Origin of the sequence: Streptomyces sp. DI166, from assembly GCF_900091315.1 — a bacterium.
GTDB lineage: Bacteria > Actinomycetota > Actinomycetes > Streptomycetales > Streptomycetaceae > Streptomyces > Streptomyces fuscus.
The window spans coordinates 68,250-88,045 of sequence record NZ_FLSP01000005.1 but is presented as its reverse complement, the minus strand read 5'-3'; the positions used below and the strand labels follow the sequence as shown (position 1 = coordinate 88,045).

15 protein-coding genes and 1 pseudogene are annotated in these 19,796 nt (G+C 72.3%); 8 read left to right on the top strand and 8 right to left on the bottom strand.

Annotation, left to right across the window (positions count from 1 at the left end; genetic code table 11):
* Positions 1-2: 2 nt before the first annotated feature.
* Positions 3-1,350: pseudogene (locus GA0115233_RS04175) on the bottom strand (helix-turn-helix domain-containing protein).
* A gap of 221 nt (positions 1,351-1,571) precedes the next feature.
* On the opposite strand from GA0115233_RS04175, the gene GA0115233_RS04170 reads away from it, so the two are divergent.
* Both GA0115233_RS04170 and GA0115233_RS04165 read left to right on the top strand, forming a co-directional pair.
* Entirely contained in the window at positions 1,572-2,186 is a 615-nt protein-coding gene (locus tag GA0115233_RS04170; protein ID WP_093718692.1) for a hypothetical protein, read from the top strand.
* 184 nt (positions 2,187-2,370) lie between these two features.
* On the top strand, positions 2,371-2,850 hold the full coding sequence (locus GA0115233_RS04165; protein ID WP_093718691.1) for an ATP-binding protein: 480 nt from the start codon (positions 2,371-2,373) through the stop codon (positions 2,848-2,850).
* Between the two features lie 64 nt (positions 2,851-2,914).
* Here GA0115233_RS04165 and GA0115233_RS04160 read toward each other — a convergent pair whose 3' ends face one another.
* Complete coding sequence (locus GA0115233_RS04160) at positions 2,915-3,961, bottom strand: DUF2637 domain-containing protein (protein WP_093718690.1); 1,047 nt, start codon at positions 3,959-3,961, stop codon at positions 2,915-2,917.
* Positions 3,962-4,267: 306 nt separating this feature from the next.
* Complete coding sequence (locus GA0115233_RS04155; RefSeq protein WP_093718689.1) at positions 4,268-5,119, bottom strand: (2Fe-2S)-binding protein; 852 nt, start codon at positions 5,117-5,119, stop codon at positions 4,268-4,270.
* 155 nt (positions 5,120-5,274) lie between these two features.
* Between GA0115233_RS04155 and GA0115233_RS04150 the strand changes: the two genes are divergently transcribed.
* Positions 5,275-6,066 carry a GntR family transcriptional regulator gene (locus GA0115233_RS04150; RefSeq protein WP_093718688.1) on the top strand — a complete coding sequence of 264 codons (792 nt, stop codon included), beginning with the start codon at positions 5,275-5,277 and terminating at the stop codon, positions 6,064-6,066.
* A 37-nt stretch (positions 6,067-6,103) separates the two neighbouring features.
* Here GA0115233_RS04150 and GA0115233_RS04145 read toward each other — a convergent pair whose 3' ends face one another.
* Together GA0115233_RS04145 and GA0115233_RS04140 are read right to left on the bottom strand one after the other, a co-directional pair.
* A complete protein-coding gene (locus GA0115233_RS04145) occupies positions 6,104-6,880 on the bottom strand; it encodes a hypothetical protein (protein ID WP_093718750.1) in 777 nt (258 codons plus the stop codon).
* 177 nt (positions 6,881-7,057) lie between these two features.
* Positions 7,058-8,731 carry a PucR family transcriptional regulator gene (locus GA0115233_RS04140; RefSeq protein WP_093718687.1) on the bottom strand — a complete coding sequence of 558 codons (1,674 nt, stop codon included), beginning with the start codon at positions 8,729-8,731 and terminating at the stop codon, positions 7,058-7,060.
* A 375-nt stretch (positions 8,732-9,106) separates the two neighbouring features.
* On the opposite strand from GA0115233_RS04140, the gene GA0115233_RS04135 reads away from it, so the two are divergent.
* From GA0115233_RS04135 to GA0115233_RS04115, 5 genes are all read left to right on the top strand, one after another.
* Complete coding sequence (locus GA0115233_RS04135; RefSeq protein WP_093718686.1) at positions 9,107-9,997, top strand: FAD binding domain-containing protein; 891 nt, start codon at positions 9,107-9,109, stop codon at positions 9,995-9,997.
* Entirely contained in the window at positions 9,997-10,581 is a 585-nt protein-coding gene (locus GA0115233_RS04130) for a (2Fe-2S)-binding protein (RefSeq protein WP_093718685.1), read from the top strand. Before GA0115233_RS04135 ends, GA0115233_RS04130 begins: the two co-directional genes overlap by 1 nt.
* A 5-nt stretch (positions 10,582-10,586) precedes the next feature.
* Positions 10,587-12,971, top strand: coding sequence for a xanthine dehydrogenase family protein molybdopterin-binding subunit (locus GA0115233_RS04125; protein ID WP_093718684.1), 2,385 nt, complete (start codon positions 10,587-10,589; stop codon positions 12,969-12,971).
* 256 nt (positions 12,972-13,227) lie between these two features.
* Complete coding sequence (locus tag GA0115233_RS04120) at positions 13,228-14,685, top strand: NCS2 family permease (RefSeq protein WP_093718683.1); 1,458 nt, start codon at positions 13,228-13,230, stop codon at positions 14,683-14,685.
* A gap of 47 nt (positions 14,686-14,732) precedes the next feature.
* Positions 14,733-15,887 (top strand): XdhC family protein, encoded by a 1,155-nt coding sequence (locus GA0115233_RS04115; protein WP_093718682.1) that lies wholly within the window; start codon positions 14,733-14,735, stop codon positions 15,885-15,887.
* Between the two features lie 31 nt (positions 15,888-15,918).
* Here GA0115233_RS04115 and GA0115233_RS04110 read toward each other — a convergent pair whose 3' ends face one another.
* The 3 genes from GA0115233_RS04110 to GA0115233_RS04100 all read right to left on the bottom strand — a co-directional run bounded on the left by GA0115233_RS04110 (position 15,919) and on the right by GA0115233_RS04100 (position 19,715).
* The gene (locus GA0115233_RS04110) at positions 15,919-16,359 is read right to left on the bottom strand and encodes an Immediate-early protein 2 (protein WP_093718681.1); all 441 of its coding nucleotides are present in this window, start codon (positions 16,357-16,359) and stop codon (positions 15,919-15,921) included.
* Positions 16,360-16,426: 67 nt separating this feature from the next.
* Positions 16,427-17,179, bottom strand: a complete 753-nt coding sequence (locus tag GA0115233_RS04105) for a polysaccharide deacetylase family protein (protein WP_255310041.1) — start codon at positions 17,177-17,179, stop codon at positions 16,427-16,429.
* Between the two features lie 97 nt (positions 17,180-17,276).
* A complete protein-coding gene (locus GA0115233_RS04100; protein WP_093718679.1) occupies positions 17,277-19,715 on the bottom strand; it encodes an ATP-binding protein in 2,439 nt (812 codons plus the stop codon).
* Positions 19,716-19,796 lie beyond the last annotated feature (81 nt).

Here is a 19,796-nt window from a genome sequence, read left to right as displayed (position 1 = left end):
GGTCAGGCGTACGGCCCCCACTCGCGGGCCTCGGTGTCGTACATGTACCGGGGCAGGCCCTTGATGGCGGTCGTGCGGAACGGGCGGCCGTCGTCGTCGATGCGGATCGTGCCGGTGCGGCCCTGGGAGGACCAGTCCAGCTCCAGGTACCAGTCGCAGGCGCAGCCCGCGGTGCGGGCGGTGACCAGCAGGACCTCCGGGTCCTCGGCGGAGACTCGGTAGGGCAGGCGCATCGCCGGGATGGGCGTGCCCGCGTCGCTGCCGGCCATCGGGCGGGCGATCGGCCGGTCCTTGTCCAGGTCGACCGCGAAGAAGCGCGGGGTCAGCGCGCCACCGCAGCCCTGGTTCATGGCGTACGCGTTGCCCTTGAGCGGGGCCGTGCGGCCGACCACCCGGACCCGCAGCGCCTCCAGCACCACGGCCGTGGACGTCCGGCCCTGCACCGTGACCCGCACGATGGTCTCCCGCCCGTGCACCGCGCCCTGCGCACCGGCCCAGGTACGGGCGTCCTGCGCCGGCGGGGGCGGCGCCACCTGCGCCGGGGGACGGTTGATGACGTAGTCGTGCCCGCAGCCCTCCGCCCAGACGTGGGAATCGGCGCTCCAGGTCAGCGGGAGCCCGCCGACGGGCTTGCCCTTCTGCGTGGACTGCGCGCCCGTGGTCGGCCCGTCCTGCGGGGACGACGGTTTCGTCGAGCCGTCCTCGGACTTGGAATGGGACTTGGACGTGGAGGGCGACGGCGAGGTGGTCGTGGGGGCGGGGGAGGTGCCCCGCGGGTCGGCGGGCGCCGAGGTGCCCGGTCCGGCCCCGGTACGCCGTCCGTCGGCCCCGCGCCCGCCCCGGTCGGTGTCCAGGGCGGCGAGCGTGCCCAGGGTGGCGAGCAGGACGGCGACCACGGCGGCGACGACGGTGGCCCTGCGGCGGCGGTACCAGGGGCGGGGGCCGGGAGGCGGGGGCCTGTGCGGTTGGGGGCGGGGTGGCGTCCTCGACTTCCGGAGGTGTCTCCGTCTCCGTCTCCGTCTCCGTCGCGGCGGCTTCCTCGGGGGCCGCAGGCTCCTCCGCCTCTTCCTTGGATTCCGCCGCCCCCTTTGGCCGCTGTCTGGCCGCGACCGCCAGCAGCCACAGTCGGTGGAGTTCCATCCGCTCCTCCGCCGACGCCCCGCACAGCGCGGCGAAGCGTTCCACCGGGGCGAAGTCCTGGGGGACCGCGTCCCCGGCGCAGTAGCGGTGCAGCGTGGAGGTGTTCATCCCGAGCCGGCGCGCCAGCGAGCCGTAACTGCGGTCGGTCCGCTCCTTGAACTGCCGCAGCAGACCGGCGAACTCGGCGACCTCGTCCTGTCCCGACACCATTCCCCCGTGTCGTCCGGCCCGGGACGGCATCCCAGGCACCTCATATACCTGCACGTCAGACGGCATGGGATGGTTCCACCGCCGGAGAAGTGCCATCCCCGCTTGCGTCCGGTTGCGAGGGCCACCGATGCTCTTGGTGTCGCACCGACGGCCGCCGGACCGACCAGCCCGCGGCGCGGTGACGACATCTCGCACCCACACATCACTCACGGGGGACACCCATGCACAAGCGCACCCGAGCAGGCGCCGTAGCCGCAGTCACCGTCGCCGCCGTCGCCGCCGGCGCGGCCCTCACCGTACCGGCCGGAGCCTCACCGCGGGTGGGCAGCGCGCCCCGCTTCCTGGCCGCCTCCGAACTCCCGCCGCACCCCTCCGGCTGGACCGCCGACAAGGTCAAGCCCGGTATGCCGGACGAGCTGCGGTACTGCCTGGAGGAGCCGCTGCTCGCCTACGACATGAGCTACCGCGCCTTCCGCACCGACCTGGACACCACCGCCCGCCAGCTGACGGTCGTGGTCGGCACCAAGGCCAAGGCGAAGGCGCTGGCGGACAGCCTCAACAAGGCGTACAAGAAGTGCGCCAAGCGCGCCGACGCCCAGCCGGACCTGGAGGCGACGTACAAGTCGTACGGCTCGCTGTCCGTGGAGGAGGGCGCCCGTGTGCACGGCATGCACATCGAGACCTCCTGGGGCGCCAACGACGTCGAGCTGCTCTCCGTCGGCCGGGACGGCCGCACGGTGACCGTCGTGCACTGGTCGCAGATGGGCGACCTGTCCGACGCCCCGCTCGCCGCGTTCAAGAAGACCACCAAGAGGGCGGTCAACAAGCTCTACTGACCAGCACCGCCGGGGGGCGTCGGCCGCGTCCCTTCCGCCACGGGGGCGGGAGGGACGCGGCCTGATCTCGTGGCCGAACGCCCGGTAGTTGATGATTCGACATGACTGCCGCGTGCCCGAACGGGCATGGATCCCGTGAACGTGTTCGAGGAGGGGAACGGACATCGGCACGCGGGCGGGGGTCATGAAGAGGCAGGCACGAGGGGGCGGTCCCAGCGCGATCGGGGCCTTCTCGGCGGACACGGAGGAACGGGCGGACGGAGCCGGGCGACCGGCGGCGACCTGCGGGCTCAGGCGCAGACTCGGGCGCGCCGACCTCAGTGCGGTGCCCGAGGCCCGCAAGGAGCTCAGGGAGCTGCTGCACGACTGGGGCAGGCCCGGACGCTCGGCGATAGCGGAGCTGCTGACCAGCGAACTCGTCACCAACGCGCTCGTCCACACCGACCGGGAAGCGGTGCTGACCGCGACCGTGAGCCCGAGCGCGCTGCGGGTGGAGGTGCGGGACTTCGTGGCACGCCGGCCGAGGCTGCGCGTACCGGACGCCGATGACGGTACGCACGGCAGGGGTCTGGTGCTGGTGGAGTCGCTGGCGGACGCCTGGGGGGTACGGCCGCACGGGGTGGGCAAGTCCGTGTGGTTCGAGCTGGACGCGGAGGCCGCGTAACGACGGGAGGGGGCCGGGGCACGTGCCCCGGCCCCTCCCGCAACCGGTTCCGGAGGAGCGGTTTTCAGCCGAACTGCTGCTCCAGGTCCTTGAGCTTGCGCTCCAGGGAGTCAAGGCGCGGCAGGGCCATTGTGTCGTCCTCCGCGGTGAGGTCGACGGTCACGGACTCAGACCCTTTGCGCACGGGCTGAAGCGAGGGACGGGTACGGACGGGCAGCTGTTCCGGCGCCGATATGGCAGGCTCCGCGGCGGCCCGGTCCGAGCCGCGCTCGACCGCTACCTCCACCTCGACCTCCCGTCCGCCGCCGCGGCCCACGAAGCCGCGGTGGCCGCGGCTGATGGCCCGCAGCTGGGCGCGCTCCACGCGCTCCGCCTCCCGGCGCAGCCTGCGCTGCTCCTCCTTCTTGACCTTGTCCTCGCGGACCTCCTCGACGGCCTCGTCGAGGCTGCGCACGCCCTCCAGGAGCATCAGGGACCATGCCTTGTAGGTCTCGCGCGGGGCCCGCAGCCAGCGGACGATACGGATCTGCGGCAGCGGCCTGGGCACCAGGCCCTGCTCGCGCAGGGCGGCCCGGCGGGTCTGCTTCAGCGCGCGGTCGAAGAGCACCGCCGCCGACAGGGACATGCCGGCGAAGAAGTGCGGGGCGCCGTCGTGCCCGACACCGCGCGGCGCGTGCACCCAGTTGAACCAGGCCGCGGCGAACGCGAAGGTCCACACGAGTATCCGGGAGCCGAGCGCCGCGTCGCCGTGGCTCGCCTCGCGCACCGCGAGCACGGAGCAGAACATCGCGGCACCGTCCAGGCCGAACGGGACCAGGTACTGCCAGCCGTTGGTGAGGCCGAGGTTCTGCTCGCCGAAGCCGACCAGGCCGTGGAAGGAGAGTGCCGCGGCCACCGCGGCGCAGCAGAACAGGAGCACGTAGGAGACGGTGCCGTATATGGCCTCCTTGCGCCTGCGTCGCTCCTCGCTGCGCTCCCACGAGTCGTCGGCACTCGTGTCCTTCCCCGAGGAGCGCTTTCCGCGCGCGAGCACCGCCACCGCCGCCAGCGTGCCCAGGAGCAGTACGGCGCCCGGAAGCAGCCAGTTCAGCGATATGTCGGTCAGTCTCATCTAGGGGTCCCTTGCATTGGGATAGGGCGTAACGCCCGCCATAGTGGCCCAATCCCAGCGGCCCTCAGGGGGTTTCGGGGCAAGAGGCCGCCAAGGAAGTGCGAGGGGGATACCCAGGACGGCTTTCTGCTCGAACTGCCGCTTGAGGGGCGGGAGTTGAGTTCGAATAAGACTACCCGTACGGGTGGTTCCACGGAAAGTTCCCGCAACGAGTGAGAAAATTGTGAAACCCCCGTAACCGGGCGCGCGGTCCAGGGGTCTCGATCTTACGGGGCGCGCGGGGTGCTCATGACCGCGCGCGGGGGCTCAACTCGCCGTCGCCAGAAGCTTGCTGACGCGGTCGGAGGCACAGGTGCGGGGGCAGCCGGCGCAGGTGTCCTCGGGGCGCAGGGTGTAGAACATGCAGCAGCTCACCCGGTCCCGGGTGGGCAGCGACTCGCCGTTCGGGCCGGTCAGCACGCGGAAGGCGGCGGAGCCGGCGTACGGCTTGGTCGAGCCGGGCAGCAGGAGTTCCAGTTCGCGGGTGGCGCGCTCGCGCTCGTGCTCGCCGAACAGGCCGGCGACGTACCACAGGCTCTCGACGATCTCGTCGGTCGCCATGCCCCACAGGGCGCGGCCGCGGCGGCGCATGCGCGGGCCGAATCCGTCGAGCACGGGTTCGAGGTGTTCGGCCACGGCCGCGCGGACCTCGGCGCGCAGGGCCTCCTCGTCGGGGACCACCCGGGCGCCCGGCAGGGCGGCGGCGGGGTCGTCCGGCAGACAGACGAAACCGGCGGTGGGGCGGACCGCGAGGTGACCCATGGCGTAGTCGGGGGCCGTGCGGTTGTAGGAGACATGCGTCACGGGCAGACGCGGGACGCGGCGGTGCAGGAACCAGGGGAGGGTGATCAGCAGGCAGACGGGCCAGGCGTACCGGTGCAGGCCGAAGGTGGCGGTGACGTCCGGGCGGGCGTGCTGCTCGTAGTCACGCAGTATCTGGGCGTCGTCCCAGGCCAGGAAGGAGTCGAGGGCGACTCCGGCGGCGAGGTCGGCGGTGTGGATCCAGCCGGAGCCGGTGGGCATGGGGTCCGCGGGGCCCAGCTCGGTGACTCCGAGTGACGGGAGGACCTCGGTGAGCCGTGAGTACGCGTCCGATGTGGCCGAACGGGGCACAGGCATCCGGGACTCCCGAGTCGAGGTCGTTTGAGGTAAGCCTTACCTTACCCAAGATCGCCGGGATTTGAACTGACGCCCCGTGCGCTTATGGTGCTTGACGGACGAGTAACAACCCGCCGTAATGACCCCAAGTACCGAAACGTCCGGAGGAGGAGCCCGTGAATCAGGCTGCGCAGGGCTCCGCCGCGGCGCGGGCCGCCGAGAACCCCGGAGTGCCCCGGTCGAGGGATGCCGCCCGGGTCCCGGACCGGCACGCCGCCGACGCCCCGGACCGGGTACGCGGCGAGCACACCCACAGCGAGACCCCCATCCCGCGGCCCCGGGCCGCCGTGCAGCGCTCCTCGGTGCGCGGCCAGATCCTCGACGCCCTGCGCACGGCCCTGGTGACCGGCGAGCTGACCCCGGGTCAGGTCTACTCGGCCCCCGCCCTCGGCGACCGCTTCGGCGTCTCCGCCACCCCGGTCCGGGAGGCGATGCAGCAACTGGCCCTGGAGGGCGCGGTGGAGGTCGTGCCCAACCGCGGCTTCCGGGTCGTGAAGCGCGGCGCCCGCGAGCTGGCCGAACTGGCCGAGGTGCGGTCCCTGATCGAGACCCCGGTCATCCTGCGCCTGGCCCGCACGGTGGCCCCGGAGCGCTGGGCGGACCTGCGCCCCCTGGCGGAGGCGACGGTACGCGCGGCGGCGGTCGGCTGCCGCGCGACCTACGCCGAGACCGACCGCGTCTTCCACGCCGCGATCCTCTCCCTCTCCGGCAACGAACAACTGGTCCACGTGGCCGAGGACTTGCACCGCCGCTCCCAGTGGCCGCTCTACGGCACACCCCCGGCCCTGGTCCGGGCTGAACTCCTCGCCGACGCGTCCCAGCACACGACCCTGCTGGACGCCCTGGCCGCCCGCGACCTGGACGCGGTGCGGGTGCTGGTGGGGGAGCACTTCGCGGGGGCGTCCTGACCGGTGCCGGGCGGCACCGGGGAAGCCCCCGCCCCGCTCAGGCCGTGGCCGCCCCCGGCGTCGGTGTCCCCGGCGTCGACAGATGGCGGGCCAGCCACGTCGGTACGCCGCCCAGCAGGCGGAACAGCCGGCGGGCCTCCTCGCGCAGCCGGGACGCCTCCGGTTCCGGCTCGGTGTCGGCCAGCGAGGCCAGCGCCGGAGCCGTGCCCACCAGGTAGCCCAACTCCTCGCGGATCCGCAGGGATTCGGCGAAGCCGTGCCGGGCCTCCGCCAACTCGCCCTCCCGCAGCGCCAGTCCGGCCAGGTGCCGCCAGGTGAAGGAGAGCAGCAGCGGGTCGGCGTGCGCCGTCGCCGCCGCGTGTGCGCGGCGGTAGGCCGCGCGTGCCGCCTGGGGCGAGCGTGCGACGTTCTCCGCCAGCAGGCCCCGCCGGTAGTCCAGCAGCGCCCGTCCCGGCGCCCCCGGAGGGATCAGCGCCGCCGCCCGGCCCAGCGCCGCCCGCGCCTCGTCGGCCCGGTCGCGGACCGTGTGCAGCGTGGAGGCGTAGGCAAGTTGCCCCCGTTCACAAGCGGCCGCCCCGCGCTCCTCGTCGGTGTGCGCGGTGGCCTCCGCGGTACGCAGCGCGTCCTCCGCGTCCTGCCAGCCCTGCTCGGTGTACAGGCACCGTTCCACCAGCAGAGCGGCCCGTTGCAGGGCCGCCGCCGGGGTGTCGGGCCGCAGCAGGGCGGCCGCGTCGTCCCAGCATCCGCGCGAGCGCAGCCGCCATACCGCGGTCTGGAGTGGATCGTCACCGGCGGTCGTTCCGTTACCAGACATGGCGGTATGCGCCACGTTGCCCTCCCCGAGCACGCCATTGAGCTTTGGTGGTGGCCGCATTTCAGCATCTGCGGACCGTGCGGGCCAAGAGGGTAGGTGAAAGATTTCACAAAGTCGTGGGATCTTGGCCCCGGTCCGGGACCGCCGCCGCGACGGTCCGGGGCGACCGCCACGACCTCAACTCATGCGCAGCGCCAGGAAGAAATCCAGCTTGTCCTCAAGTCGGGACAGGTCCCGGCTTGTCAACTGCTCGATTCGCCCGACCCGGTAGCGCAGTGTGTTGACGTGCAGGTGCAGCCGGGTCGCGCAGCGCGTCCAGGAGCCGTCGCAGTCCAGGAACGCCTCCAGCGTCGGGATCAACTCCGCCCGGTGGCGCCGGTCGTAGTCGCGCAGCGGGTCCAGCAGCCGCGCGGTGAAGGCGCGCCGCACGTCGTCGGGGACGAACGGCAGCAGCAGCACGTGCGAGGCCAGCTCCTGGTGCCCGGCCGCGCAGACCCGTCCGGGGCGGGCGGCGGCGACCCGGCGGGCGTGCCGCGCCTCCTCCAGCGCCCCGCGCAGCCCCTCCGCGGAGTGGACGGCGGCGCTGACGCCGAGCGTGACCCGGCCGTCGTCGTCGAGCCCGGCCGACAGGGGGTCCCGTACGGACTCCAGCAGCAGGTCGGCGAGGATTCCCTCCTCCGAGCCGTCGTGCTCGGCGGACACCGCCGGCAGGGGCACCAGCGCGATCGCCTCGTCCCCGGTGTGCGCGACGGCGATCCGGTCCGAGGGCTCCGGGCCGGTGGTCAGCGGGTCGACGAGGATCTCCTCCAGCAGCGACTGGGCGACCGGACCGCCCTCCACCTCGCCGCCCTCCCACTCGACCCTGGCCACCACGACCTGCCAGTGCGGGGCAGCGCCGAGACCCGGCAGCAGCACCGGCGCGGCGACCCTGAGCCGTGCGGCGATCTCGGCGGGCGCCGCGCCCGTCTGGACCAGCTCCAGCACCTCCTGGGCGAGTCTGCGCCGCACCGTGCGGGCGGCGTCCCGGCGGTCCCGCTCCACCGCGATCAGCTGGGTGACGCCCTGGAGCAGGTCCAGCCGCTCCTCGGGCCAGTCCCCGGCGTCCGCCTCCACGGCCAGCAGCCAGTCCGACAGCACCGTCTCGCGCACGTCCCGCGAGGCCTGCGGGGCGCGCCCGGTGCTGCGGATCGGGAACAGGGAGTACGGCGTCGCGCCGAGCGTCACCCGGTGCGGGCCGCGCCGTCCGGTGCGGGCCGCCGCCAGGTGCTCGGCGGCGAGCTTGGCGCACAGGTCGGCCCCGAGTGCCGGGCCGCCCACCTTCGGCCCCGCGATCAGCCGGCCGGTGGGGGAGAGCACCCAGGCCCGCAGGTCCAGGTCCGAGCCCAGCAGGTCCAGCACCACGTCCGGGCCGCCGCCCGCCGGGCCCGAGGTCATCATCCGGCGGTGCCGGTCCACGACCGCCGCGAGGTCCCCGGCGCGCTCGCCGGAGACCTGCCGGACGACATGCTCGGTGATGGTGGCGAAGGCGACCGACTCGTGCACCGCGAACAGCGGCAGCCGGTGCTTGGCGCAGGCCGCCACCAGATCCTCGGGAACCGGCCCCAGCTCGGCCTCACCGGCGGCGAGGGCGGCCACCCCGGCCTGCGCCAGGATCCGTACGAACGGCTCGGAGTCCGCGGCGTCCCGGCGCCAGGCCAGGCCCGTCAGCACCAGCTCGCCGCCCGCCAGATAGCGGCTGGGGTCGCGCAGGTCCGTGGTCATCACGCCCCGGACGGTGCGGTCCAGCTCCTCCTCGCCGCCGAGCAGCTTCAGGCCCAGCGCGTCGGTGTCCAGCAGTGCGCGCAGCCGCATTCTCGTCGCCGCCGTTCCTTGTCTCGAAATCTACGATGGATCCAGGTATGGGTGACGCCCCGGCCCGTCCGGCGGGCCGGTGAGCAGGGCTCGCCGCCCCGAGGGGCGCGTTTCGGCTGTGTCCCAGGTCACGTGGTGTGCGTCGCACGTTTCCACAGCAAAACCAGGAGGTTACTGAGGCCCTCCGTTCATACGAATCTACAAGATGACCGACCTGGCCAGCCAACTCCTTCATGGTTTCCGTGACTGACCCCCGCGGAGCACAGCGCTGTGTACTGACCTCACTCCGCGTAAACAGCACATGAACGAGCCGCGCCCGCCGCACACGGATTGGCTCAATCTGTACGACCCACGAGACGAAGAAGAGAGCCGGTCATGGACTTCCTTCGCCCCGCCAGCTGGGAGGAGGCGCTCGCCGCGAAGGCCGAGCACCCCACCGCTGTGCCGATTGCGGGTGGCACCGATGTGATGGTCGAGATCAACTTCGACCACCGCCGGCCCGAGTACCTCCTCGACCTGAACCGTGTCGGAGACCTCTACGAATGGGAGGTCGGCGAGGAGAGTGTGCGGCTCGGCGCCTCCGTTCCGTACACGCAGATCATGGAGCACCTGCGCACCGAACTGCCGGGGCTCGCCCTCGCCTCGCACACGGTCGCCTCCCCGCAGATCCGCAACCGCGGCGGCGTCGGCGGCAACCTCGGCACCGCCTCCCCGGCCGGCGACGCCCACCCCGCCCTGCTGGCGGCCGGCGCCGAGGTCGAGGTCGAGTCGGTGCGCGGCAGCCGCCGTATCCCGATCGACGAGTTCTACACCGGCGTGAAGCGCAACGCGCTCGCGCCCGACGAGCTGATCCGCGCCGTCCACATCAACAAGGCCGACGGCCCTCAGCAGTACTCGAAGGTCGGCACCCGCAACGCCATGGTCATCGCGGTGTGCGCCTTCGGCCTCGCCCTGCACCCCGGGACGCGGACCGTGCGCACCGGCATCGGCTCGGCCGCGCCGACCCCCATTCGGGCCAAGGCCGCCGAGGAATTCCTGAACGCCGCGCTGGAGGAGGGCGGCTTCTGGGACAACGGCAAGATCATCACCCCCTCGGTCGCCAAGCAGTTCGCCGAGCTGTGCTCCGGTGCCTGCAACCCGATCGACGACGTCCGGGGCACCGCTAGCTACCGGCGCCACGCGGTCGGCGTCATGGCCCGCCGCACGCTGACCTGGACCTGGGAGTCGTACCGCGGCACCGCCGCCCGCACGGAGGGAGTCGCCTGATGCGCGTCAACTTCACTGTCAACGGACGTCCGCAGGAAGCCGACGACGTGTGGGAGGGCGAGTCCCTGCTGTACGTGCTGCGCGAGCGGCTCGGTCTGCCCGGCTCGAAGAACGCCTGCGAGCAGGGCGAGTGCGGCTCCTGCACGGTCCGCCTGGACGGTGTGCCGGTGTGCGCCTGTCTGGTCGCCGCCGGACAGGTCGAGGGCCGCGAGGTCGTCACCGTCGAAGGCCTCGCCGACTACGCCAAGCAGCGCGCCGAGCACGGCGGCTGCGCCTCCGGCGCCTGCGGCACCTCGGTCGACGAGGCCCAGCGCTGGCAGGCCAGGGGCCAGGACTCGCAGACCGGCGAGGGCACCGAACTCTCCCCGATCCAGCAGGCGTTCATCGACGCCGGCGCCGTCCAGTGCGGCTTCTGCACCCCCGGACTGCTGGTCGCCGCCGACGAGATGCTGGAGCGCAACCCCAACCCCAGCGACGCGGACATCCGCGAGGCCCTCTCGGGCAACCTGTGCCGCTGCACCGGCTACGAGAAGATCATGGACGCGGTCCGCCTCGCGGCCGCCCGGCAGGGAGAGGCGGTCTGACCCCGATGCCCACCAACGGCGCTCCCACCAAGCTCACCCAGGGCTACCGCACCAAGGGCGGTATCGGCGAGTCCACGCTCCGCCCCGACGGCACCCTCAAGGTCACCGGAGAGTTCGCGTACTCCTCCGACATGTGGCACGAGGACATGCTCTGGGGCCAGATCCTGCGCTCCACGGTCGCCCACGCCGAGATCGTGTCCATCGACACCAGCGAGGCCCTGGCCATGCCCGGCGTCTACGCCGTCATGACCTACGACGACCTGCCGACCGACGTGAAGAACTACGGCCTGGAGATCCAGGACACCCCGGTCCTCGCGCACGGCAAGGTACGCCACCACGGCGAACCGGTCGCCATCGTCGCCGCCGACCACCCGGAGACCGCGCGCCGCGCCGCCGCCAAGATCAAGGTCGACTACCGCGAACTGCCCGTCATCACCGACGAGAAGTCCGCGACCGCCCCCGACGCGATCCTGGTCCACGAGAACCGCGACGACCACCACATCGGCCACGTCCCGCACCCCAACATCGTCCACCGCCAGCCGATCATCCGCGGCAACGTGGAGGAGGCGCGCAAGCGGGCCGACGTCATCGTCCAGGGCGAGTACACCTTCGGCATGCAGGACCAGGCCTTCCTCGGCCCCGAGTCCGGACTCGCGGTGCCCGAGGAGGACGGCGGCGTCCACCTCTACATCGCCACCCAGTGGCTCCACTCCGACCTGCGCCAGATCGCGCCCGTCCTCGGCCTGCCCGAGGAGAAGGTGCGCATGACCCTGGCGGGCGTCGGCGGCGCCTTCGGCGGCCGCGAGGACCTGTCGATGCAGATCCACGCCTGCCTGCTGGCGATGCGCACCGGCAAGCCCGTCAAGATCGTCTACAACCGGTTCGAGTCCTTCTTCGGCCACGTCCACCGCCACCCGGCGAAGCTGTACTACGAGCACGGCGCCACCAAGGACGGGAAGATCACGCACATGAAGTGCCGGATCGTCCTGGACGGCGGCGCCTACGCCTCCGCCTCCCCGGCCGTCGTCGGCAACGCCTCCTCGCTCTCCGTCGGCCCGTACGTCATCGACGACGTCGACATCGAGGCCGTCGCCCTCTACACCAACAACCCGCCCTGCGGCGCCATGCGCGGCTTCGGCGCGGTCCAGGCGTGCTTCGCCTACGAGGCGCAGATGGACAAGCTGGCCAAGAAGCTGGGCATGGACCCGGTGGAGTTCCGGCAGCTCAACGCCATGGAACAGGGCACCATCATGCCGACCGGGCAGCCCGTCGACTCCCCGGCGCCGGTCGCCGAACTGCTGCGCCGCGTCAAGGCGATGCCGCTGCCGCCGGAGCGCCAGTGGGAGTCCAGCGAGGGCGCCGACGTACGGCAGCTGCCGGGCGGTCTGTCCAACACCACCCACGGCGAGGGCGTCGTCCGCGGCATCGGCTACGCCGTCGGCATCAAGAACGTCGGCTTCTCCGAGGGCTTCGACGACTACTCCACCGCCAAGGTGCGCATGGAGGTCATCGGCGGCGAGCCCGTCGCCACCGTGCACACCGCGATGGCGGAGGTCGGCCAGGGCGGCGTCACCGTCCACGCGCAGATCGCCCGCACCGAACTGGGCGTCACCCAGGTGACCATCCACCCGGCCGACACCCAGGTCGGCAGCGCCGGCTCCACCTCCGCCTCCCGTCAGACGTACGTCACCGGCGGCGCCGTGAAGAACGCCTGCGAACTCGTCCGCGAGAAGGTCCTGGAGATCGGGCGCCGCAAGTTCGGCTCCTACCACCCCGCCTGGGCCACCGCCGAACTCCTGCTGGAGGGCGGCAAGGTCGTCACCGACGGCGGCGAGGTCCTCGCCGACCTCGCGGACGTCCTGGAGGGCGAGGCCGTGGAGGTCGAGGAGGAGTGGCGGCACCGGCCGACCGAGCCCTTCGACCTGCGCACCGGCCAGGGCAACGGCCATGTCCAGTACTCCTTCGCCGCGCACCGCGCGGTCGTGGAGGTGGACACCGAGCTGGGCCTGGTCAAGGTCATCGAGCTGGCCTGCGCCCAGGACGTCGGCAAGGCCCTCAACCCGCTCTCCGTCCTCGGCCAGATCCAGGGCGGCACGCTCCAGGGCATGGGCGTCGCGGTGATGGAGGAGATCGTCGTCGACCCCAAGACCGCGAAGGTCCGCAACCCGTCCTTCACGGACTATCTGCTCCCCACGATCCTCGACACGCCGATCATCCCCGTCGACGTGCTCGAACTCGCCGACGACCACGCCCCGTACGGGCTGCGCGGCATCGGCGAGGCCCCCACCCTCTCCTCGACCCCGGCCGTCCTCGCGGCAATCCGCAACGCGACGGGCCTGGAGCTCAACCGGACCCCGGTACGCCCGGAACACCTCACGGGCACCGCGTAACGTCCGCGCGGTTGCGGGCACCCGAGCCGCAGGGCGGCACGGGTGGGCGCAACGGCACCCCGGCGCCGGGCAACAGCACACTCCACGGCCACGCCCGGCGCCGGGCAACACCTCACCGAGCGGCCATCCCGGCCCAGGGTGACGCAAGTTCCACGTTCGTCTCGGGCCGTCCCCCGGGTCGGGCACCTTCCCAAATCCCGCACCAACCGCCGAGAGCAACCGCGGGTGCCCCTATGAACCTTGGGAGTAGGCCCACATGACCCAGCAGTCCACAGAGCCGCAGACCGTCGCCGAAGACGCGGGAGAAGGAACCCGCGTCCCGGCCGGACGGGGCTGGCTCGACCGGTACTTCCACATCTCCCACCGGGGATCCACCGTCGCGAGAGAAGTCCGCGGTGGCGTCACGACCTTCATGGCGATGGCGTACATCCTCCTGCTCAACCCCCTGATCCTGTCCGGCAAGGACGTGGCCGGGGGCACCCTCGGACAGCAGGCACTGATCACCGCGACGGCGTTCGCGGCGGCCCTCTCCACGCTGCTGATGGGCTTCTTCGGCAAGGTGCCGCTCGCCCTGGCCGCCGGCCTGTCCGTCTCCGGTGTGCTCGCCTCGCAGGTCGCCCCGCAGATGACCTGGCCGCAGGCCATGGGCATGTGCGTGATGTACGGCGTGGTCATCATGCTGCTGGTCGTCACCGGCCTGCGCGAGATGATCATGAACGCCATCCCGCTGGCGCTCAAGCACGCCATCACCATGGGCATCGGCCTGTTCGTCGCCCTGATCGGCTTCTACAAGGCCGGGTTCGTGCACCAGGGCGAGGCGACCCCGGTCACCCTCGGCCCGGCGGGCGAACTGGCCGGCTGGCCGGTGCTGCTGTTCGCGGCGACCCTGCTGGCCATCTTCATGCTCCAGGCCCGCGGAGTGCCGGGCGCCATCCTGATCGGCATCGTCGGCGGCACCGTGCTCGCCGTCGCGCTGAACGCGATGAACGTCATCGACCCCAAGCAGTGGGCGAGCGGCGCTCCGGAACTGCACGGCAGCGCGGTCTCGATGCCGGACTTCTCGCTCTTCGGCGACGTCGAGTTCGGCGGCTGGGGCGAGGTCGGCGCGATGACGGTCGGCATGATCGTGTTCACGCTGGTGCTCGCCGGGTTCTTCGACGCGATGGCCACCATCATCGGCGTCGGCACCGAGGCCAAGCTCGCCGACGACAAGGGCCGGATGCCGGGCCTGTCCAAGGCGCTCTTCATCGACGGCGCGGGCGGGGCCGTCGGCGGAGTCGCCGGTGCCTCCGGCCAGACCGTGTTCGTCGAGTCGGCCACCGGTGTCGGCGAGGGCGCCCGTACGGGACTGTCCTCGGTGGTGACGGGCCTGTTCTTCGCGGCCTGCCTGTTCTTCACCCCGCTGACGGCGATCGTGCCCGGCGAGGTGGCCGCGGCGGCCCTGGTGGTCATCGGCGCCATGATGATGATGAACGCCCGGCACGTGGACTGGGGCGACCGCGCCACCGCGATCCCGGTCTTCCTGACCGTCGTCATCATGCCGTTCACCTACTCCATCACCGCGGGCGTCGCGGCCGGCGTCATCTCGTACGTCGCCATCAAGACCGCGCAGGGCAGGTTCCGGGAGATCGGGGCCTTCATGTGGGCCCTGACCGCGATCTTCCTGGTGTTCTTCGCCCTCAACCCGATCGAGAGCTGGATGGGCGTGCACTAGCCGCCGAAGGCTGCGTCCTCCCTCAACTGCCGTAAGGAGACCGAGACATGCTGGACATCGCCGAGGAGCTGCACCGGTGGGTCGAGCAGGGCCGTGACTTCGCCGTGGCGACCGTGGTCGCGGTCGGCGGCAGCGCGCCCCGCCAGCCCGGCGCCGCGCTCGCGGTCGACACCGACGGCACGGCGATCGGCTCGGTCTCCGGCGGTTGTGTGGAGGGCGCGGTGTACGAACTGTGCCAACAGGCCCTCGCGGACGGCGAAACCGTCCTTGAGCGGTTCGGCTACAGCGACGAGGACGCCTTCGCGGTCGGCCTGACCTGCGGCGGCATCATCGACATCCTCATCACCCCGGTACGGGCCACCGATCCGGCCCGCCCGGTGATCACGGCGGCGCTGGAAGCCGCAGCTTCCGGCCGCCCGGCAGCACTGGCACGCATAGTCTCGGGCCCCACGGAACTCCTGGGCCGGGCCATGCTGATCGGCCCCGAGCCCACTGGCTATGTGGGCGGCTTCGGCGCCCACCCCGAACTGGACCGCACGGTGGCCGCCGAGGCGGGCGCCTTCCTGGACGCCGGCCGGACCGGCACCCTGGAGATCGGAGAGCAGGGCTCTCGCTGCGGAGCACCGCTCACGGTGCTGGTGGAGTCGTCCGTGCCGCCGCCCCGGATGATCGTCTTCGGGGCGATCGACTTCGCCTCGGCGCTGGTACGGATCGGCAAGTTCCTCGGCTACCACGTGACGGTGTGCGACGCGCGCCCCGTCTTCGCGACCAAGTCCCGCTTCCCGGAGGCCGACGAGATCGTCGTCGACTGGCCGCACCGCTACCTGGAGCGCACCGAGGTCGACGCCCGCACCGTCCTGTGCGTCCTCACCCACGACGCCAAGTTCGACGTCCCGCTGCTGAAGCTGGCCCTGCGCCTGCCGGTCGCCTACGTCGGCGCGATGGGCTCCCGCCGCACCCACCTGGACCGCAACAAGCGCCTGCGCGAGGTGGGCGTCACCGACCTGGAACTGGCCCGCCTGCGCTCCCCGATCGGCCTCGACCTGGGCGCCCGCACCCCCGAGGAGACGGCCCTGTCCATCGCCTCGGAAATCGTCGCCAACCGCCGCGGCGGCACAGGCGTCTCCCTGACCGGCGCCCACACCCCGATCCATCACGAACCGGCGCCGGCCCCGGCGGGCCGGATCGGTTCGGTGGCCTGAGCGACGGGCGCCCCAGTGTGGCAGCCCGGTCTCAGGGCATCCGCAGCAACCGGTTCACTGCCCGTCCGAAGACCAACTGCGCCGTCGTTCGGACCGGTGCGTCGAACAGGCCCGGGAGGAAGCGGAGCCGTAGGTCCTCGCGCCACAGGACTCGGGCGCGGCCGCCGGGGCCGTGGCGGACCTCGATCTCGGCCCAGCCCAGGACGACCCGGCCGCGTTTCTCCAGGCGGCACAGGCCGGGGGTGTCCTCGGTGGGCGGGTGCCAGGTGGTGATCTGCATGCGGTCGTCGAAGGCCAGCGGGCCCAGGCCGGTGCGCGCGAGGACGACCGTGCCCTGCCGGGTCGGGCCGGATGGCTCGACGGTGACCCGGGTCAGGGGGACGACCTGTCCGTGGCGGGGCCAGTCGGTGAGGCGGCGCCAGGCCTCGTCGAGGGGCAGCGGGACCGTACGCGCGAACTGAAAGTAGACCACTCACCGATCCTATGGAATCCGGCCAGTTCAACGGCTTGGCCGTATACGGCGCGCGGACGCGTCGGCGCTAGCGGTACACCTCGCCGGGCTCCGCCTTGCCCGGCGCGAGCAGTTGCGGCACCGTCACGAAGGTGTAGCCCTGCTTCTTCAGGGCCTTGATGATGCCGGGGACCGCGGGGACCGTGCCGCGGTAGATGTCGTGCAGCAGGATGATGCCGTCCCGGTCCGACTGCTCCAGCACGCGCTCCTTGATCAGCTCGGAGTCGGTGGTCTTGTAGTCCTTCGCCGTGACGCTCCACAGCACCTCGGACATCCCCAGCTCGCGGCAGACGTCGTGCACGGTGTCGTTCGTGCGGCCCTGCGGCGGGCGCATCAGTGTGGGGCGGTGCCCGGTCAGGCGCTCTATCTCCTTGTTCGGGCGCTCCAGTTCCTCGCGTATCTCGTCCTCGCCGAGATCGGTGAGGATCTTGTGGTCCCAGGTGTGGCTGGCCAGTTCGTGGCCCTCGTCGGCCATCCGCTTCACCAGCTCCGGGTACTTCTCGATGTGCCGCTTGCCGAGGAGGAAGAAGGTCGCCGGGACCTGTTCCTCCTTGAGTATGTCCAGCAGCCGGGGCGAGTTCTCGCTCGGCCCCGCGTCGAAGGTCAGCGCTATGCACTTGGCCTGGCGGCAGTCGACGGTCCCGACCCGGGCCTGGACGTCGGCCGAGGCGTCCTCGCGCACCGAGGCCGGGGAGGTCGTCTCCAGCCGCGTGCACCCCGTGAGCGCCGTCACGGTGCACAGGAGCGCGGCCGCGAGGAACGCGGTCCCCGTTTTCTTCATCTTCTTGGTCGCAAGAGGCATGCGGCGACTATACATAGCGTGTATACACGCTATGTATAGTGGGTTGATCATGCCCTGATGGCGGCAATGACGCTGGTCACACCGCTGTCAGCGACTCCCTCACCACCCGTGCCGCCGCCCGGTGTTCAGCCGCCCGCTCCGGGTCCGTTCCGTCCAGTACGCGTGCGATGCCCTCGTGTGCCTCGGCCTCCTCGTGCCGGTTGCCGAGCCTCGGGCCCAGTTCGAGGGCCTGCCGGTGCAGTCCCAGCGCCTCGTCGGGCAGCCCGGCCAGCCGGCAGGTCTCGGCGTAGCCGTTGAGGAAGTGGATCTTCCAGTGCTCCTCGAACAGCTCGTCCAGCAGCTCGAAGGCCTCACGGTGGCTGGCAAGCGCCTCCTCGTACCGGCCCATGTGCCGCAGTGCCACACCCCGGCAGTTCAGACACCACGCCTGGTTGTGCAGATGGCCGTCCTCCCGGGCCAGCGACAGCGCCTGCCGGAGGTGGTCCGAGGCCGCCTCGGGGGTCTCCCGGGACAGCGCCACCCCGAGTACGATCCGCGCGGTCAGCGCGGGCGGCCACGCGGCGTCGGCGTGCGGAACCTCCAGCACCTCGCGGGCCAGCCGCGCCGCCTCCTCGGACTGCCCCAGTTGCAGCAGTGCCCAGGACTCGGCGGCGGCCGCGTGCGCGGCGCCCTCGGGACAGCCCGCGTCGGTGTACAGCTTCCCCGCGAGCCGGAACAGCTCAAGCGGCTCCTCGACGTGTCCCGCGTCCCAGCTCAAATAGCCCCGGCGCAACGTCAGTTCCGCCTCGGCACGGCCGTCCCCCGCCTCCTTGAGGCGGAGCCGGGCCGCCGCGTACGCCTCGGCCGCCTCCGCCGTACGGCCCGCGTTGTAGCGGGCGAAACCCAGATCGCTGTACGCCTCCGCCAGCCGCAGCGGCTCGCCCAGCCGTTCCGCGGCGGCAAGCGCCCGCTCGAAGAGGGCGTTGAGGTGGGTCGTGCCGCACCGGCGCGCGAAGTACGACCTCAAGTAGCGCGGCAGTTCGCAGACATGAGCGTCCGCGCCGATCGCCGCGGCGGTCTCGAACACCGCGACGAGGTTGCCGTACTCCGTGGTGAGCCAGCCGAAGGCGGCGTTTTTGTCGGCGAATCGGGGGAGTTCGGCCGGGGCGGGCCCCACCGCGACCGCGCGGTCCGGTGACACGAACGGCATCGCGGCGTCGGCGGCGGCCGCCGTGTGGACGTAGAAGTCCAGCACCCGCACCAGGGCCCGTTCCCGCTCGGCCGCCGGGTCCTCCTCGGCCGAGGCGCGGCGCGCGTGCTGGTGCACCAGATCGTGCAGCCGGTAGCGGCCCGCCGACGGCTGCTGTACGAGGTGGGCGTCGACCAGGTCCTCCAGCATGGCCCGCGCCGTGCGCACCGGCACGTCCGCCAGTGCCGCCGCCACGTACTCGTCGAAGGACTCCCCGGGCAGCAGGCCCAGCAGCCGGAACAAACGGGCGTGCGGGCGGTCCAGTTGACGCACCGACATCGCGAACGCGGTGTCGAACTCGCCCGTCCCCTCGGCGAGCCGCTCGGCCAGGATGCCCACGGTCCAGCCCGGCCGGTGCCGCAGCCGGGCCCCTGCCAGCCGCAGCGCCAGCGGCAACCGCCCGCACAGCCGAAGCACCTCGGCCGCCGACTCCGGGTCACGGGCCAGCCTGCCCTCGGGGCCGCCGCTCTCCCCGCTCGCCCGCGCCAGCAACTGCGCGCCCTCCTCGGGGCCGAGCACGTCCAGGGAGACCGGCGGCACCTCGTCCAGGCCGAACAGCCGGTTGCGGCTGGTGATCAGGGCGACGGAGTCCCCGGCGCCGGGCAGCAGCGGCCGTACCTGGTCCGCGTCGGCGGCGTTGTCGAGGACCACCACGACCCGACGGTCCGCCAGCTCCGCGCGCCAACAGGCGGCCAGTTGCTCCAGCCCCTCCTGCGGGACCCGCTCGGACGGGACGTCCAGCGCGCCGAGCAGCATCCGCAGCGCCGAGTCGGGGTCGAGCGGGAGGCGGCCCTCGGTGAAGCCGTGCAGGTCGACGTAGAGCTGTCCGTCGGGGAAGCCGTCGGCCAGGCGGTGCGCGGCGTGCACGGCGAGGGAGGTCTTGCCGACGCCCGCCATCCCGTCCACGGAGACCGCGCGGTGGCTGTCGACGGCGGCGAACACCGCGGCCAGCTCCTCCGCACGGCCGGTGAAGTCGGGCACGTCGCGCGGCAGGTCGTTGCGGGGGCGCGGGCGGGCCTGGCGGCTGCTCTTCGGGGGCGCGGGCAGCGGGCTGGAGATCCGCTCCCACAGGGGCCGCAGCGGGCGCGGGTCGCGCTTGACCAGCCGGCACAGGGCGACCACGGCCGGCCACGGCGGCACGGTCTGCCCGTTGAGGTACCGGGACAGGGACGAGGAGCTGAGCCCCGCCTCCCGGGCGAGCGCGCGGACGCCGAGCCCGGACAGCTCCTGGAGCATCCGCAGCCGGGCCGCCAGTTCTTCCTGCGGATCGTTCGTGGATGCGTTCATGACTGTTCCCCCGTCGTTGCCGTCCCCCGGGCGGAAGCACTGTCCTTCCCCCGGGGCGCGGAAGCACTGTCCGTCCCCCGG